This is a genomic window from Bacillus sp. LQ01, assembly GCF_057624735.1.
Window position 1 is genome coordinate 42,520 of record NZ_JBYEZL010000009.1, and the last position, 15,431, is coordinate 57,950.

The 15,431-nt window shown below is 34.6% G+C and carries 18 protein-coding genes and 1 riboswitch; of the genes, 10 read left to right on the forward strand and 8 right to left on the reverse strand.

Annotated elements, in window-relative coordinates:
- Positions 1-381: 381 nt before the first annotated feature.
- The 4 genes from AC22L0_RS27865 to AC22L0_RS27880 all read right to left on the reverse strand — a co-directional run bounded on the left by AC22L0_RS27865 (position 382) and on the right by AC22L0_RS27880 (position 3,300).
- Positions 382-738: a YxeA family protein gene (locus AC22L0_RS27865; protein ID WP_000728422.1), complete on the reverse strand. Its 357-nt coding sequence runs from the start codon at positions 736-738 to the stop codon at positions 382-384.
- A gap of 139 nt (positions 739-877) precedes the next feature.
- The gene (locus AC22L0_RS27870; RefSeq protein WP_000248040.1) at positions 878-1,714 is read right to left on the reverse strand and encodes a YitT family protein; all 837 of its coding nucleotides are present in this window, start codon (positions 1,712-1,714) and stop codon (positions 878-880) included.
- A 118-nt stretch (positions 1,715-1,832) separates the two neighbouring features.
- Positions 1,833-2,162 carry a PH domain-containing protein gene (locus AC22L0_RS27875; RefSeq protein WP_001004250.1) on the reverse strand — a complete coding sequence of 110 codons (330 nt, stop codon included), beginning with the start codon at positions 2,160-2,162 and terminating at the stop codon, positions 1,833-1,835.
- 160 nt (positions 2,163-2,322) lie between these two features.
- Positions 2,323-3,300 (reverse strand): LacI family DNA-binding transcriptional regulator, encoded by a 978-nt coding sequence (locus AC22L0_RS27880; protein ID WP_001273899.1) that lies wholly within the window; start codon positions 3,298-3,300, stop codon positions 2,323-2,325.
- Positions 3,301-3,605: 305 nt separating this feature from the next.
- On the opposite strand from AC22L0_RS27880, the gene AC22L0_RS27885 reads away from it, so the two are divergent.
- The gene (locus AC22L0_RS27885; RefSeq protein WP_001060007.1) at positions 3,606-3,701 is read left to right on the forward strand and encodes a DUF3948 family protein; all 96 of its coding nucleotides are present in this window, start codon (positions 3,606-3,608) and stop codon (positions 3,699-3,701) included.
- 72 nt (positions 3,702-3,773) lie between these two features.
- Here the strand turns inward: AC22L0_RS27885 and AC22L0_RS27890 are convergent, their stop codons facing one another.
- Entirely contained in the window at positions 3,774-4,379 is a 606-nt protein-coding gene (locus AC22L0_RS27890) for a lysophospholipid acyltransferase family protein (RefSeq protein ID WP_000277777.1), read from the reverse strand.
- A 337-nt stretch (positions 4,380-4,716) separates the two neighbouring features.
- Between AC22L0_RS27890 and AC22L0_RS27895 the strand changes: the two genes are divergently transcribed.
- Positions 4,717-4,812 (forward strand): DUF3948 family protein, encoded by a 96-nt coding sequence (locus tag AC22L0_RS27895; RefSeq protein ID WP_001060007.1) that lies wholly within the window; start codon positions 4,717-4,719, stop codon positions 4,810-4,812.
- Between the two features lie 61 nt (positions 4,813-4,873).
- On the opposite strand, the gene AC22L0_RS27900 is transcribed toward AC22L0_RS27895, so the two are convergent.
- Both AC22L0_RS27900 and AC22L0_RS27905 read right to left on the reverse strand, forming a co-directional pair.
- Positions 4,874-5,014, reverse strand: a complete 141-nt coding sequence (locus tag AC22L0_RS27900; RefSeq protein WP_087966427.1) for a YrzO family protein — start codon at positions 5,012-5,014, stop codon at positions 4,874-4,876.
- Positions 5,015-5,035: 21 nt separating this feature from the next.
- Positions 5,036-6,004, reverse strand: a complete 969-nt coding sequence (locus AC22L0_RS27905) for a DMT family transporter (RefSeq protein ID WP_033667865.1) — start codon at positions 6,002-6,004, stop codon at positions 5,036-5,038.
- Between the two features lie 127 nt (positions 6,005-6,131).
- Between AC22L0_RS27905 and AC22L0_RS27910 the strand changes: the two genes are divergently transcribed.
- Complete coding sequence (locus tag AC22L0_RS27910) at positions 6,132-6,998, forward strand: LysR family transcriptional regulator (protein ID WP_000423031.1); 867 nt, start codon at positions 6,132-6,134, stop codon at positions 6,996-6,998.
- Positions 6,999-7,252: 254 nt separating this feature from the next.
- Positions 7,253-7,354 (forward strand): DUF3948 family protein, encoded by a 102-nt coding sequence (locus tag AC22L0_RS27915; RefSeq protein ID WP_001060018.1) that lies wholly within the window; start codon positions 7,253-7,255, stop codon positions 7,352-7,354.
- A 65-nt stretch (positions 7,355-7,419) separates the two neighbouring features.
- Here AC22L0_RS27915 and AC22L0_RS27920 read toward each other — a convergent pair whose 3' ends face one another.
- Positions 7,420-8,340, reverse strand: coding sequence for a substrate-binding domain-containing protein (locus tag AC22L0_RS27920; protein WP_048567487.1), 921 nt, complete (start codon positions 8,338-8,340; stop codon positions 7,420-7,422).
- A 160-nt stretch (positions 8,341-8,500) separates the two neighbouring features.
- Here AC22L0_RS27920 and modA point away from each other — a divergent pair, with 160 nt between their 5' ends.
- From modA to AC22L0_RS27950, 6 genes are all read left to right on the forward strand, one after another.
- Positions 8,501-9,307, forward strand: a complete 807-nt coding sequence (gene modA / locus AC22L0_RS27925; RefSeq protein WP_048567479.1) for a molybdate ABC transporter substrate-binding protein — start codon at positions 8,501-8,503, stop codon at positions 9,305-9,307.
- A gap of 5 nt (positions 9,308-9,312) precedes the next feature.
- Positions 9,313-9,987: a molybdate ABC transporter permease subunit gene (gene modB / locus AC22L0_RS27930; RefSeq protein WP_000020526.1), complete on the forward strand. Its 675-nt coding sequence runs from the start codon at positions 9,313-9,315 to the stop codon at positions 9,985-9,987.
- A 300-nt stretch (positions 9,988-10,287) separates the two neighbouring features.
- The gene (locus AC22L0_RS27935) at positions 10,288-11,139 is read left to right on the forward strand and encodes a GRP family sugar transporter (RefSeq protein ID WP_000353544.1); all 852 of its coding nucleotides are present in this window, start codon (positions 10,288-10,290) and stop codon (positions 11,137-11,139) included.
- A gap of 285 nt (positions 11,140-11,424) precedes the next feature.
- Positions 11,425-12,228, forward strand: a complete 804-nt coding sequence (gene proC, locus AC22L0_RS27940; RefSeq protein WP_000956278.1) for a pyrroline-5-carboxylate reductase — start codon at positions 11,425-11,427, stop codon at positions 12,226-12,228.
- A 1-nt stretch (position 12,229) separates the two neighbouring features.
- Positions 12,230-13,063 carry an aldo/keto reductase gene (locus AC22L0_RS27945; protein WP_000604196.1) on the forward strand — a complete coding sequence of 278 codons (834 nt, stop codon included), beginning with the start codon at positions 12,230-12,232 and terminating at the stop codon, positions 13,061-13,063.
- A 152-nt stretch (positions 13,064-13,215) separates the two neighbouring features.
- Positions 13,216-13,320, forward strand: a riboswitch (SAM riboswitch).
- Positions 13,321-13,452: 132 nt separating this feature from the next.
- Positions 13,453-15,093 (forward strand): peptide ABC transporter substrate-binding protein, encoded by a 1,641-nt coding sequence (locus AC22L0_RS27950; RefSeq protein WP_000726474.1) that lies wholly within the window; start codon positions 13,453-13,455, stop codon positions 15,091-15,093.
- Positions 15,094-15,431: the final 338 nt, after the last annotated feature.

Sequence of the window (15,431 nt, forward strand, 5' to 3'; positions counted from 1 at the left end):
CATTACAAACAGAAAGTAATACATTAAGACTTTCTAGTTACACTATATGAAAATTACTATCTTTTAACTATCGAATTACATTACAGAAGACTTACATGTTTGTAAGTTATGTGTAATGTAATTCGATAGTTTCCCTTACTTATATTTCGTACAATAAAGTTAGAAAGTAAGCCAAATAAGAAGAACAATCACATAACCAAATTGCATTGCTAGTAGCTACTCTTCTTATACCTTTCACCCATGCTACTACAATGTACCCCCTTCCCCTTTATATAATAAAAAAGCCTTAGTCTATATGGACTAAGGCTTTTTTGCTAACCCCTAAAATACCCTTACCTAGTATTTTTATTTTCGACAAAAAATAGCTGGGGGTATATTTCACTATCTCATCGTTAAAAGTTTACTCTTCGCATTTATAGGAATATTTGCAACCTCAATCTCTTCAATCGATTCACCGTAACGTCCTTTTGCAAAAACCTTTAATGCTTCATCTCTCTTTAACATATGCTTAACCGTTTTCTTTATTTTCTGCTCTCTACCACGTTCATCGAATGCAATAAATTCATATTCATACCACTCATCACCAATATGCTGACCAATTGTATTCACAACCGTATAGTATTCTTTCGTCTTATAAAATGGATTATATTTATCGATAACCGGTCCAAGTTTCGTAGGCAGTAACATTACTACTATCACTATCATCGCTATTATGGTAGTGATCATTTTTTTCTTCATAATAAACATTCCTCCTCTGCAGGATATATATACATCCATTTTAAAAAGGGGGAATAAAATCTACTATTGAATCTCATTACATTACACTTACATTTTTGTAAGAATTAAAAAAAGGTGAACGAATTTACTCGTTCACCTTTTAGCTTGCTTTAAAGCCACCGCCAAGTACATCACGTACATCATGTATAACAACGAAAGCATCTTCATCTACCCGGCTAATAACTTGTTTTAACTTAACAAGCTCTTGTTTATTAATAACAACATATAAAACTTCTTTATTTTTACCAGTATATCCGCCGCGCCCTTCTAATACAGTAACACCGCGTGTCATATTTTTCGTAATAGCTTCACGAATTAAATCTGGTTGATTCGAAATAATCGTAACAGCCGTTTTTGTATCCATTCCTTCTACAATGAAATCAATCACCTTCGCTCCGATGAACACAGCTACAAGTGTATACATTGCCTTTTCTTGCCCTATTATAAATACAGAACCAGCAATTACAACAATATCAATAATTAGTACGCCTTTACCTACGCTCCAACCTAAATATTGATTTGCTAACCGAGCTAAGATTGCTGACCCTCCCGATGTACCTCCAGCTTTGAACATACAGCCTAATCCAATACCCACAAATAAACCAGCAAATAAAGCTGCTAATAATGTATCACTATTTACATGATACTCAATATGTTCTGTAACGTATAAAAACAAAGATGTTTCTACAATCCCTAAAATTGTATAAATCATTGTTTTCTTATCAAAAAATTTATAACCAATAGCTAGTAAAATTGCATTTATAGCAAAATTCACAATCCCTGGTGACCAATCAAATAAGTAGTACGTAACAACCGTTAAACCAATAATTCCACCTTCCGATAAACGGTTTGGAATTGCAAAGTAATTAATACCAATTGCGAATAATAATGAACCAATTGTAATTAGTGTTATTTCCTTTATACGTTGATTAACCATAGTTCATACCCTCCCCCCATTTGACATTGTATCACTATCTCCTAGAGGTTTAGAAGTGGTTTTTATTCCGCATTTTCCCTCTTAAAAATTGAAATATTATGTTTAAACAGAGGGTTGATTAATTATTCATATTTGCTCTAACTGCACGGACAAATTGCTCCACATTCCCTTTCTGAATATACTTAGCGCGAATGGTTTCATGATTACAAGTAAACTCAAAGTACGGATGAAAATCTATGCTATCTATATGCAAATATGAGTACTCTTTAAATGTTGAAGGATAGTAAGGAAATTTCCCGTAAAACAGGAGGCGTCTAGTAGTGGCAACAAAAATTCCATGTTGATAACATAACATGAAATTATCCTTCTCAAAGATCCCTACCACAAAAACCAAAATCTTTTCATCATCATCTACATACTTTTTCATACTCGATAAAAGTTCATTCATGCATATTCCTCCAAATTCTATTCACTGCTTTAACACTTGAAAAGAATCCATGGATATTACAGACCGGTTTAACTCCTTTATAAAGTATGAAACGCGTTTCCTGTCAAAGATATTTCAAAAAAATAATCCGTTATGCGATTATACACATAACGGATTAAGATTAAACTGTAGAGCGTTCCACAAGTTCGTATGGAATTTCCAGCTTTTCTTGTTTAGAACTCTCGTCATTCACTTTTCTATGCAACATTTCAAAAGCAGTTTTCCCTATCTCCTTTAAATTTTGATCAATAGTTGTCAATTGTAACACTTGCGAGATAGGTTGATTATCAAAGCCAATAATCGCTAAATCCTCAGGAACTTGAATCCCTAATTTTTCAACCTCTGTCATAACCCCAATCGCAACTTCATCACCTGCTACTATTAATGCTCCAGGAAGATCCTGCATCTCTTTTAACTTATGAGCCACTTTTACACCATCTTCTAGTGTAAAACATTCTGTAAAAATCCATTCTTCGTTAACCTCTTCATCTATAGATTGCAATTGCTGTTTATAAACATCAAAACGCTTTTGACTACTCGGCCCTAATTTTCTTCCCGTACAATAGCCAATTTTTTTATAACCTTTCTCAATCAAATAATCCATTCCTAATTGAAAGGCCGCTGAATGATTCGTATATACACTTGAGATGTTTGAAATATCATTATCTTCACAAGCAATTATTGTGCCGTAAGAAGCATACGGTTCTATCGTTTCCCAATCATTTGCACGTGAACAAATAATAAGACCATCCAATTGTTTTGTTTTTAACATATGTAAACTTTTCATTTCTTCTTTTTTATTATAATTCGTTTGGCAAAGTAACACTCTGTAATTATGAGTTAACGCAATCTCCATCATTCCGCTCACCATCGCATCAAAACACGGATGATTAATATACGGTAAAATCACACCAACAATATTCGTCTTTCCTTTTGATAAATGAACAGCATTTGCGTTTTGCGAGTAATTCAATTTCTCAACTATCTCTATAACCGCTTTCCTTTTTTCTTCACTTACATATGGGTGATCATTCAACACTCTCGAAACAGTCGTAACTGAAACTCCCGCCATCTTTGCGATATCTTTAATATTAGCCATGCACTCACCTCTATCTTTAACTTAATGAATCTCATAAACATATGTCAAATCTTCTTATCATTACACCTTCATTTGTTTCTCTTACAAAAGTGTAATTTTTCTGTAAGCTAATTCGATAGTGACTTTCCGCAACATTTCATACAATTAAGTCAGAAACAAGGTAACAACTATTCGAAAAGGAGCGGATTAATATGATGAACAAAATGAAAACGAACAATTTCTTACATACAATGGGCATGGTATTTTCCGCTCTTATCGACGCAAAAGCTGTTGCTTCTACATTAAACAAGTAAGGAGAATATATTATGAATAACATCACTTTTAACAAATTAGATTTTTTAGGACTAGCTAGTGGCTCTCTTCTTCTTACTGCTTTTATTTACGCCGCTACGCTTGTATAACTTTGTGTCCCCTTTCCCCTTTATTATAAATAGTAATAGAAAAGACGACCGTCTATGCCCGGTCGTCTTTTCTTATTTTTGATTTGATTGCAAAGCTTCTTTTAACTCCTCAAACTTCTCATTTAATTGATCTGTCATCATTTTCATAGCGGTTTTTCGATCTATTTGTTCTCCAGCCTCAATTTGAATCGGATCTCCAAAAATCAATTTTGCCTTTTTCCCCTTTATTAATTCTTTTACACTTGATGGACCAACATAAGCTGCCGGCACTAAAGGTACATTAGAACGCATCGCAATTGTCACAGCACCCGCTTTTAATGAAACATCTTCCGCTGATCTCGTTCCACTCGGAAAAATCCCTACTACCTTTCCTTCTTTTAATAAACGTGATGGAATTTTAAGTGTACTCGGTCCCGGATTCGCGCGATCTACAGGGAATGCATTTACATTTTTAAAGAACCAATTTTTGAATTTCCCTTCAAATAATTCTTTTTTTGCCATGTAATGAATTTGAGTTGGGTACATCCCTGTAGCTAACATTAATACATCCATAAAACTTGTATGTGTACACGCAACAACATACGGACCACCTTCTGGTAGCTTTTCTCTTCCTTGCACTTCTACTTTCCCAGCTGTTTTAAATATATATTTCAACAAAAATGTAATTGGTTTATACATTTATTTCGTTCCTTTCTAAACATCCGAAGTATAATCATATTCTTACAACAATTATAACACTAAGTTTTAGGAGTTGGTAATAAAAATAAGTATGAATTGTTAAATTTCAATTCTTATAAAAGTGTAATTTTCTTGTAAGCTAATTCGATAGTTACTTCTTACTATATTTCATACAATTAAGTCAGAAACAGGGCAACAATTATTCGAAAAGGAGTCGATTAATATGATGAACAAAATGAAAACGAACAATTTCTTACATACAATGGGCATGGTATTATCGGCTCTTTTCGATGCAAAAGCTGTTGCTTCTACATTAAACAAGTAAGGAGAATGTATTATGAATAACATCACTTTTAACAAATTAGACTTTTTAGGATTAGCTAGCGGCTCTCTTCTTCTTACTGCTTTTATTTACGCTGCTACGCTTGTATAAACTTTGTGTCCCCTTTCCCCTTTATATAGAAAAAGACGACCGTCTATGCCCGGTCGTCTTTTTAATTTTTTCTTTCTTTCAACTCTTTTAAAAGCTGTATCAGCTCAGCTTGTTGTTCTATCTTTTTACGACCATTTCGATTAATTGCTGCAAGCTCACAGGCAACTCCGACCGCGAAGAAAAACAATAAACTTTCTAACATGTGAAATCCTCCATTTGCCTATTAAACAGCTTGACGTAATTGTTCTTCTTGTAAAACTCTATTATTTATATTTTCTTCTTTTCTCTGGCAAACGTTATTGCGAATAAGTGCTGCAATAACAAGTACAGTCCCTATAATATCAAACATTGTGATTTGATACCCTTGCATCATCATAATAGCTAAAGTCGTAATTGGTACAAAATTAATAAATAAAATCCCATTAATGGATGATAAAATTTTCACACCGTAGTTCCAAGCAAGTAGCGCTACAATACCTGGCAATGTCATCATAAATAACAAATCATATTTTACAATAGAAATCGTTCCCATACTAGGAACTGAAACATATCCAAGCCACGTAATAATTACCGTTATAATTCCTGTAACAGTCGTACCGAATACACACGTCAACGTAGAATAACGTAATGTTGACCAATCACTACACGTTTGACCACCCATCGTATAAATAACCCAGCCTATAACACCAATAAATATAAATGCTAATGGGAACATATTATCTTTCAATGTTACAAAGAAACTCATGTCACCTTTTGTAATAACAAACACAGCTCCTACAAAAGCAATAACCATACTCGTTATCGTATACTTCTTCGGTTTTATATGCTTATATCCCCATAAAATACAAATAGAAATCATCGGCATAAGTGCTTCCATAATGGAAGCTACCATTACACCCGACTTACCCATCAACATTTGCCCTAAAAATATGAGGACATTATATACTGTAAATGCCATCGTTCCAAAAAAGACGAGTAACTTTCCTCTTCCCTCTAAACGAAATGCCTGTTTTCCTTCTTTCACTAACAACAATACAATCAGCATTATCGCCACTGCTCCATAGCGAATAAGCGAAAAATAAAATGGATCTATGTATTCTAGCGCATGATCAGCAACTGGAAACATCGCTCCCCATGACATACTCGCAATTAAACACGCTACAGCCCCTATTATCATTTGACCTCTTCTCACCGCAATCCCCCGTTTCTTTCTATTTGCACAAAGAGAATTGTAAAAGAAAAAATATATCACGTAAAATGATTCAAAATGATGTTAACTATCATTTATAATGATAGTTAACATCAAGGGGGATTACAAAATGGAATTACGAGACTTACAAATCTTTAAAAGCGTTGCCGATCAGGGTAGTGTAAGTAGCGCAGCAAAGGAATTAAATTATGTACAATCAAATGTAACTGCACGTATTAAACAACTAGAAAACGAATTAAAAACCCCACTCTTTTACCGCCATAAACGAGGAATGACTTTAACAGCTGAAGGAAGAAAAATGCTCGTTTATGTTAGTAAAATTTTGCAAGATGTCGACGAACTAAAACAAGTATTTTTAGATAGCGAAACACCCTCCGGTATATTGAAAATCGGTACAGTCGAAACAGTAAGTACACTGCCTACCATTTTATCTTCTTACTATAAAAGCTATCCAAATGTCGATTTATCATTACAAGCGGGTCTAACAGAAGAATTAATTAGAGAAGTACTTGATCATCAATTGGATGGCGCCTTTATATCAGGTCCTATTAAACATCCACTAATCGAACAATACGATGTTAGTACAGAGAAATTAATGCTTATAACACAAAATAAAGCCTTTCATATAGAAGAATTTACAACAACTCCTCTACTCGTTTTTAACCAAGGATGTGGATACCGCTCCAAACTAGAACGTTGGCTTAAAGATGAAGGTTTGCTACCAAAAAGAATTATGGAATTCAATATATTAGAGACAATATTAAACAGCGTTGCACTCGGCCTCGGAATTACACTCGTACCACAGTCTGCTGTCCATCATCTTTCTAAAGCAGGTAAGGTACATTGTCATGCAATCCCTGAAAAATACGGCAGTATTTCAACGGTTTTCATACGCCGTAAAGATAGCTATATGACGAATTCAATGCGTAGTTTTTTAAAAACAATTGAAGACCATCATCATATCAATATGCTGTGAAAGACATTCTTACATGAATGTCTTTTTTTCTTACAAAAGTGTAAGTCTTTCGTAAGCTAATTCGATAGTTGCAAGTAGCCATATTTCCTATAATTAAGACATAAGCAGGGCAACAACAATTCGAAAAGGAGCGGATACGCATGATGAACAATATGAAATCAAATAAATTTTTAAATACAATGGGCATGGTGCTATCCGCACTTGTCGATGCAAAAGCTGTTGCAACTACATTAAACAAATAAGGAGAGTTTATAATGAACAACATTACTTTCAACAAATCAGACTTTATCGGACTTGCAAGTGGAGCCACTCTTCTTACGGCTTTCATTTATACACTTGCTCAAGGTCTTGTTTAACACTTTGTTTCCCCAACCCCCTTTATATATAGAAAAAGCTGCTCGTCTTATAGACAAGCAGCTTTTTAGTTTGTTTCATATACAATTTGACCTGTTTTCGTAATATCATATCCGCCAATCGCATTTAATTCATTATGAAATTCTTCCGATTGCAGAATGTCTTTCACAACTTCAATCAACTCTTCATTTTCTTTATTCTTCAAAATTACTAAATCATACTGTTCTTTCATGATTGGAATAAAGTCCACATTTACAATTTGCGAAAACTTTTCTGAACCTACTCCTACATCAGCTTTTCCATTTGCAACTTGCGTGGCAACACCAAGATGATTCGATTCTTCCCATTCATATCCACTAATATCAGCTTTATTTAATTTTTGGATTCGTAATTGTTCATCGACTAACACTCTAATACCAGAACCCTTTTCTCGATTCACAAACTTTATAGTGGACCCGGATATGTCAGCCCATGTCTTTATTTTCTTCGGATTTCCTTTTCGGACATAAAATCCTACATTTCTGGACAATAAATTAATCATAATGCATGGCTGTCCTACTAAAATGCGTTTTACGTAAGGAACATTATATGTACCAGTTTCACCATCAAACAAATGCAAACTAACGATACTTCCTTCTCCTTGATACATTTTCACTAAACTCGTTAAGCTACCTTGATACGCCCTTAAAACATTAGAACTTGGCAAACGATTTTCTATACGTTTAGCTAACATATCTAACGTTAGTTCTTGACCACTAATAATACACGTGTTCAAGATACTACTACCATCGTTTTTTACAGGAGTAACTTGTACCTTTCCTGTTTTCATTTGTTTTATATATTGATCTAAATCTGCTGCATCAATGCGCATCTGTCTACCAACTCTATAAGAAGGAAGTTCTCCTTTTTTAATTAAGTCGTATACAGTTAATTTTGATACTTTTAATCGCTTTGCTACTTCTTCCGTTGTGTAGGAATGATGATCCATAGACGATTCCTCACTTTCTCCTTTCATTGTAACAAAGAAAAGAATATTTCTCCTATTTTTTAAAAATAGATATATGTTCAAATTACATTCAATTATAACTATTTATATTTAGATATAATTAGTTATAATTAGATGTATCAAAACGAAAGGGGATTTTTTTATGAATAAATTTACATTACGTTCCATCGGGGCACTTATACTTTCTTTCCTTCTTATATTTAGTGCTGCTTGTACAAGTGGGGAAAAGCATACAAAGTCAGCTGCTAAAGAGGATAAAACAGTTGAACTGACTATCTCAGCTGCTGCAAGCTTACAAGATGCATTAAAAGAAATCGAAAAACAATATAAAGAAAAAGAGCCAAATATCAAACTTTCTTTTAACTTCGGTGCTTCTGGAGCACTTCAACAACAAATTGAACAAGGTGCACCTGCTGATTTATTCTTCTCTGCAGCAGAAGATAAATTCCAAACCCTTGTAAAAAAAGGATTCATTAGTGAAAAAGAAGGGAAAAATCTTCTTGGAAATGAACTAGTTCTAGTCATCCCTAAAGATAGTTCACTTACAAAATTTCAAGATTTAAAAGATGAGAAAATCAAAAAAATTGCACTTGGTACACCTGAATCTGTACCTGCTGGCAAATATGCAAAGGCTTCTCTAACACACGAAAACCTTTGGAATGATGTTCAAAATAAAGTCGTATTTACAAAAGATGTTCGCCAAGTGTTAACATATGTAGAAACAGGGAATGTCGATGCTGGCATCGTATACAAAACAGATGCTCTCATTTCGGATAAAGTAAAGATTGGTGAGACAGCAGCAGCTACTTCTCATGAGCCAATCCACTATCCTTTAGGTGTTATAAAGGAATCTAAACATAAGAAAGAGGCGACTTCATTTTATGAGTATTTGCAGTCAAAAGAGGCACAATCTATCTTTAAGAAATATGGATTTACAGTTCTGTCGTAATTACTATGAGCATTGATGCTATTTTATCGCCTGTCTTTCTATCTTTAAGAGTAGCTGCGTGCGCCACTATTCTCGTTACAATTTTAGGGACAATTGTCGGACGAGCACTAGCTCGCTCCTCATGGCGATATAAAGTACTATTAGAAACCATATTTTTATTACCAATGGTACTTCCACCAACTGTTATCGGCTTCTTTCTCATCATCATCTTTGGAAACAACAGCCCGATCGGAAAGTGGGTTGAATCATTATTTCAGCAGTCTATTATGTTCACATCTACTGCTGCGATCATTGCTTCTACAGTTGTTGCATTTCCACTTATGTACCAATCAGCGAAAACGGGATTTTCTATCGCAAATGTACAAATTGAAGAAAGTGCTCGTGACCTTGGCGCAAGTGAATATCAAGTTTTTCTGCACGTTACACTTCCACTCGCATTTCCTGCCTTACTAAGCGGGATGATTTTGAGCTTTGTCCGCGCGCTCGGTGAGTTTGGTGCTACACTCATGTTTGCCGGGAACATTCCTGGTAAAACACAGACAATCCCAACTGCAATTTACATGGCTATTGATGCAAGTAATATGCAACTCGCCTGGACACTTGTAGTTATTACTATCGGTATGTCACTCGTATTTCTACTATGTATTCAACTTATTAATAAAAGAATCACTAACTCTTAAAGCAGCTTTTGTCGAAGCTGCTTCTTTATTTCTTAGGAAATAAAATATACCAATGGGAAATAACTGAATTTTACCTCTTATTTAAATATACATTTTATTCGAATTCACTTTCTAAAATAGGCAATTTCCTGTTATTATATGGAGGTGTTTCAAAAAATGAAGAAATGAAAACGCATTTATATCGTGAATTCTTCATCCTGTTTTAGCGATCGGTAATCTTCTACTCTATTAGTGGGGCATTACCGATCGTTAGAACGATATGTAACTATATTGGTATAGCAAACCGAAGGGAGTCTTGTAATGGACATTTTATTAGCGCTTCTTCCTGCAATTGCATGGGGAAACATCTTATTAGTAAGCGTAAAAATGGGCGGTGGTGCATATAGCCAAACGGTAGGTATGACAATCGGTGCTCTATTCTTCGCAACAATTATGTATGTATTTACTCAACCAGCTTTAACAATGACAATCTTAATTGTTGGTTTTATTTCAGGTTTATTCTGGGCTTTAGGACAAGTAAACCAATTAAAAACAGTTGAAAAACTAGGTGTTTCAACTACTGTAACGATTTCTACTGGTATGCAACTTGTTGCAACTTCTATCTTTGGGGTTATCGCTTTCCGTGAGTGGACTACTACTACAACGATCATTCTGGGAACGATTGCAATCCTATTAATTGTAGTTGGTGTTGTATTCACATCATTAGATGATAAAGAAAATGCTCAGCCACCTGGACAATTGAAAAAAGGACTTCTTACTTTAATTGTTTCTACTTTCGGCTATCTTGTATATGTAATTATTATTCGTTGGTATAATATTGATGGTTGGTCTGCTATTTTACCACAAGCAGTTGGTATGTTTGTTGGTGCGGTTGTACTGACGTCTAAACATAAACCGTTTAACAAATATGCAATCCGTAATGCTTTGTCTGGTTTACTATGGGGAACTGGAAACTTATTCTTACTTCTTTCATTACCACGTGTTGGAGTAGCAACAAGCTTCCCATTATCTCAAACTGGAATCGTTATCTCAACATTCGGTGCGATTGTATTCTTAGGTGAAAAGAAAACAAAACGTCAATTGATCTTTATTGCACTAGGTAGTGTTTTAATTATCGGCGGCGCTGTATTACTTGGTATGACAAAAGCATAATCTTATATTCTATTAGTAAACCCCTGAAGCATATATGCTTCAGGGGTTTTTCAATTCTAATTATTTTCTAGATATAATTATTTGTATGTTCTTGCCCCTTATAATTGCTCTTCCACTCTAGCAAACCAGCTACACATATAAAGAGATTAATAACAGTTAATATTAGCATGAATTTCCGCCTTCTCATTATCCATTCCATCTACGATAAGTCTTTTCTTTTTACAACATTCTCTTAAAGATGATATCGTTTTTATAACATATCTCTACTAGAAAGGAATAAAGAATATGCTAACTAAACATCGAATTTTATTTATTGGTGCCGGTCGTATGGCAGAAGCTATATTTTCCGGATTACTTAAAACAAGCAAAGAGTACATCGAAGAAATTATCGTCTCTAACCGAAGCAACGTAGAAAAGCTAAAACAGTTACAACATCGATATAATGTGTCTACTGCAACAGATTGGAAACAGCATGTTACATCTGTTGATACGGTTGTTTTAGCAATGCCACCTTCTGCTCATGAAGAGTTATTAGCTGAGCTATCTCCGTTAATATCAAATCAACTAGTCGTAACAGTCGCAGCCGGCATTGGACCATCTTATTTAGAAGCTAGACTCCCAAAGGGCACGCCTGTTGCTTGGATTATGCCTAATACAGCTGCTGAAATTGGAAAATCTATCTCCTTATATACAATGGGACAATCAGTAAACGAGATGCATCAAGAAACCCTGCAACTGCTTTTAAAAGGTATTGGTACTTCGCAACTTTGTACTGAGGAAGAAGTTCATCAGCTTACTGCAGTTACTGGAAGTGCACCAGCCTTCCTTTATTACTTTGCTGAAAGCCTAATTGAAACAACAAAAAGTTATGGAGTCGATGAAGAAACCGCAAAACATCTTGTCATTCAAATGATTTCTGGCTCTGCTTCTATGCTCGAACAAACGCAAAATCCAGCTAACCTCCGCGAACAAGTAACAACGCCAGGTGGTTCCACAGCTGAGGGTCTCAAAACTTTATACGAATATAATTTTTCAGAGGCAATTCAAAAAGCAGTAGAAGCAACAAACAAAAAAGCTAGGGGGAAATAATATGATTTTAACAAGTTTAAAAGACTATACAACATTACATAACGGTGTAAAAATGCCTTGGTTTGGTTTAGGTGTTTTTAAAGTAGAAGATGGTTCAGAAGTAATTGATTCTGTAAAAGCAGCAATTAAAAATGGCTACCGCAGCATCGATACTGCAGCAATCTATCAAAATGAAGAAGGCGTTGGACAAGCGATTCGTGAATCCGGTGTTTCACGCGAAGAATTATTTATTACCTCAAAAGTATGGAATAGCGATCAAGGATATGAAACAACACTTCAAGCATTTGAAACTACATTAGAGAAATTAGGTCTAGAATATTTAGATTTATATTTAGTACATTGGCCTGTAAAAGGGAAATATACCGAATCATGGAAAGCATTAGAAAAACTTTATAAAGATGGCCGTGTTCGCGCTATCGGTGTGAGTAATTTCCACATTCACCACTTACAAGACGTATTTGAAATTGCTGAAATTAAGCCAATGGTCAACCAAGTGGAATACCACCCACGTTTAGCACAAGAAGAGTTACATGCATTCTGTAAAGAACATAATATTCAGCTTGAAGCTTGGTCACCATTAATGCAAGGACAACTACTAGATAATCCAACGTTACAAGAAATTGCAACAAAATATAATAAATCAACTGCGCAAATTATTTTACGCTGGGATTTACAAAACGAAGTTGTAACAATTCCCAAATCAATTAAAGAACATCGCATTATTGAAAATGCAAACATCTTCGACTTTGAATTAAGTGCTGATGATATGAAAGCAATTCAAGCTTTAAATGAAGATCGTCGCGTTGGTCCAGATCCAGATAACTTTAACTTCTAGTAGAAAAACCACTGCCCTATGCAGTGATTTTTCCGTTTGATAAAACTGAAAATTTAAACTATTTTTCATTTAGTTGACACTTCATTATTCAAGGTGTAAGATTTTGAATTATCAAAGAAACACAAAAATTAATAAAATTTATTCGTTTACTCATTGTATCAAGAGAGGTGGAGGGACTGGCCCTTTGAAACCTCGGCAACAGGTTCATTTTGAATACTGTGCCACTTCCTGCAAGCTTTATGCTTGAAAGATAGAATGAGGGACTTCGTTTATATACGGGTGCATAACTTGTACGTAAAAATCCCTCTTTCTCAATATGAAAAGAGGGATTTTTTATTTTTCATTTCCCTCATCATCATCCAAACTTAATTATTTAGGAGGAAAATCAAATGAAAAAGAAGTTTGTACCCGGTATTGCATCAGTTGTAGGAGTAAGTATTTTATTAACTGGTTGCGGTAGTTATAAAAACGAAGCAAGCGGAGCAAATGCAAAAGACGAGGCACCTAGTAAACAGGTTTTAAACTTATCTTCACCTACTGAAATACGAACAATGGATACGGCTCGTGCTACAGATACTGATTCTGGTCAAGTAATGAGAAACGTATTTGAAGGTTTGTATAATCTTGGTGAAGGTAACAAACCTGTTCCTGGTGTTGCAAAATCTCATGAAGTAAGTGGCGATAAAACGAAATACACATTCCATTTGCGAGATTCAAAATGGTCAAACGGCACTCCTGTTACAGCTAAAGATTTTGTGTTCGCTTGGCAAAGAGCCGTAGATCCAGCAACAGCCTCTGAATATGCATTTCTATTCTTTGATATTAAAAACGCAACAAAAATTAACAACAAAGAACTTCCAGCCGACCAACTTGGTGTAAAAGCAGTTGATGACCATACGTTTGAGGTAGAATTGGAGCGTCCTGTTCCGTATTTTATTAGCTTAACAGCGTTCCCAACATTTCTACCAATTAACGAGGAATTCTTTAAAGCACAAGGTGATAAGTACGCTTTAGAAGATAATACAATCTTGTACAACGGAGCTTTTACACTAAGCGATTGGAAGCACGAACAAAGCTTTAAATTCAAGAAAAACCCTACCTATTGGGATAAAGATACTGTCAAACTAGAAGAAATCAATTTTAACGTCGTAAAAGAAAAATCAACAGAAGTAAATTTATTCGAGTCAAAACAATTAGATCGTATAAAACTAACATCTGACTTCGTCGATAAATATAAAAAGGATGCTAACTTTAAAGAACGTCCAAACGTAGGCGTACAATTTTTACGTATGAATCAACAAAACAAAGTGCTTCAAAACGTTTCTGCACGCCAAGCAATTGATCAAACAATTGATAGAAAATCCTTTGTAAATACGTTATTAAATGATGGATCTACACCAACATTTGGTCTCGTTCCAAAAAACTTTGCAAAAGGACCTGAAGGAAAAGACTTCCGTACTGCAAATGGCGATTTAACAAAAGTTGATACAAAATCTGCACAAGAGTTATGGAAAAAAGCTAAACAAGAGCTTGGTTCTGAAAAGATAACATTAGAATTATTAACGAGTGATGCTGACCTTGATAAGAAAACTGGTGAATTCTTAAAAGGACAACTAGAAAAGAATCTAGATGGATTAACAGTAAATATAAAACCGCAACCGCGTAAGCAACAAGTTTCGCTTTTATTAAAAGGTGACTACGAAATCGGAATTGATGGCTGGAGCCCTGACTTTGCGGATCCAATTACATTCCTTGAGCTATTTACAACGAATAACCCTTATAACTTAGATCATTACTCTAATAAGGAATTCGATGAAACAATAGCAAAAGTGAAAACAACTTTAGCTGGTGATGAAAAAGCTCGCTGGGAAGCATTACTAGCATCCGAGAAAATATTATTTAAAGACTCTGTTATCGCTCCTCTTTACCAAAAAGGCGAATCTTATTTAGAACGTTCTTATGTGAAAGGAATTGTGCAAGTAGACTTTGCAGGGCAATTAAACTTCAAGTGGGCAAAAATTGAAAAATAAAGTGAAACTTTAATAAGTGGGGGTTTCTTCATCCCCACTTATTATTAGCCCACACCAATTGTTTTTTTAGCAAAATATATTAAAAATAGGTTCTCTCACACATGAGAATCCGCTTTTTCAATATATTATTCTAAGAAATTAACAATCTATTTTTATTATTGACATATAGTTCTTTCCAGTGTTAATATTCTAAATAATCAAATAAACGAAATATTTCACCATCAAAATATAATGTCTACTACGTTGAAACATATAACGATAGATTATAGATCAACATGTATATACATATAGAACACCTGATTACCTATAAACAAATATTTATAATAGGTTTTATCTCC

Excerpts from the sequence above, each read along its gene's own strand:
- AC22L0_RS27865 (WP_000728422.1), bottom strand. The coding sequence starts at position 738 with ATGAAGAAAAAAATGATCACTACCATAATAGCGATGATAGTGATAGTA.
- AC22L0_RS27870 (WP_000248040.1), bottom strand. The coding sequence starts at position 1,714 with ATGGTTAATCAACGTATAAAGGAAATAACACTAATTACAATTGGTTCA.
- AC22L0_RS27875 (WP_001004250.1), bottom strand. The coding sequence starts at position 2,162 with ATGAATGAACTTTTATCGAGTATGAAAAAGTATGTAGATGATGATGAA.
- AC22L0_RS27880 (WP_001273899.1), bottom strand. The coding sequence starts at position 3,300 with ATGGCTAATATTAAAGATATCGCAAAGATGGCGGGAGTTTCAGTTACG.
- AC22L0_RS27885 (WP_001060007.1), top strand. The coding sequence starts at position 3,606 with ATGAATAACATCACTTTTAACAAATTAGATTTTTTAGGACTAGCTAGT.
- AC22L0_RS27890 (WP_000277777.1), bottom strand. The coding sequence starts at position 4,379 with ATGTATAAACCAATTACATTTTTGTTGAAATATATATTTAAAACAGCT.
- AC22L0_RS27895 (WP_001060007.1), top strand. The coding sequence starts at position 4,717 with ATGAATAACATCACTTTTAACAAATTAGACTTTTTAGGATTAGCTAGC.
- AC22L0_RS27900 (WP_087966427.1), bottom strand. The coding sequence starts at position 5,014 with ATGTTAGAAAGTTTATTGTTTTTCTTCGCGGTCGGAGTTGCCTGTGAG.
- AC22L0_RS27910 (WP_000423031.1), top strand. The coding sequence starts at position 6,132 with ATGGAATTACGAGACTTACAAATCTTTAAAAGCGTTGCCGATCAGGGT.
- AC22L0_RS27915 (WP_001060018.1), top strand. The coding sequence starts at position 7,253 with ATGAACAACATTACTTTCAACAAATCAGACTTTATCGGACTTGCAAGT.
- AC22L0_RS27920 (WP_048567487.1), bottom strand. The coding sequence starts at position 8,340 with ATGGATCATCATTCCTACACAACGGAAGAAGTAGCAAAGCGATTAAAA.
- modA (WP_048567479.1), top strand. The coding sequence starts at position 8,501 with ATGAATAAATTTACATTACGTTCCATCGGGGCACTTATACTTTCTTTC.
- modB (WP_000020526.1), top strand. The coding sequence starts at position 9,313 with ATGAGCATTGATGCTATTTTATCGCCTGTCTTTCTATCTTTAAGAGTA.
- AC22L0_RS27935 (WP_000353544.1), top strand. The coding sequence starts at position 10,288 with ATGGACATTTTATTAGCGCTTCTTCCTGCAATTGCATGGGGAAACATC.
- proC (WP_000956278.1), top strand. The coding sequence starts at position 11,425 with ATGCTAACTAAACATCGAATTTTATTTATTGGTGCCGGTCGTATGGCA.
- AC22L0_RS27945 (WP_000604196.1), top strand. The coding sequence starts at position 12,230 with ATGATTTTAACAAGTTTAAAAGACTATACAACATTACATAACGGTGTA.
- AC22L0_RS27950 (WP_000726474.1), top strand. The coding sequence starts at position 13,453 with ATGAAAAAGAAGTTTGTACCCGGTATTGCATCAGTTGTAGGAGTAAGT.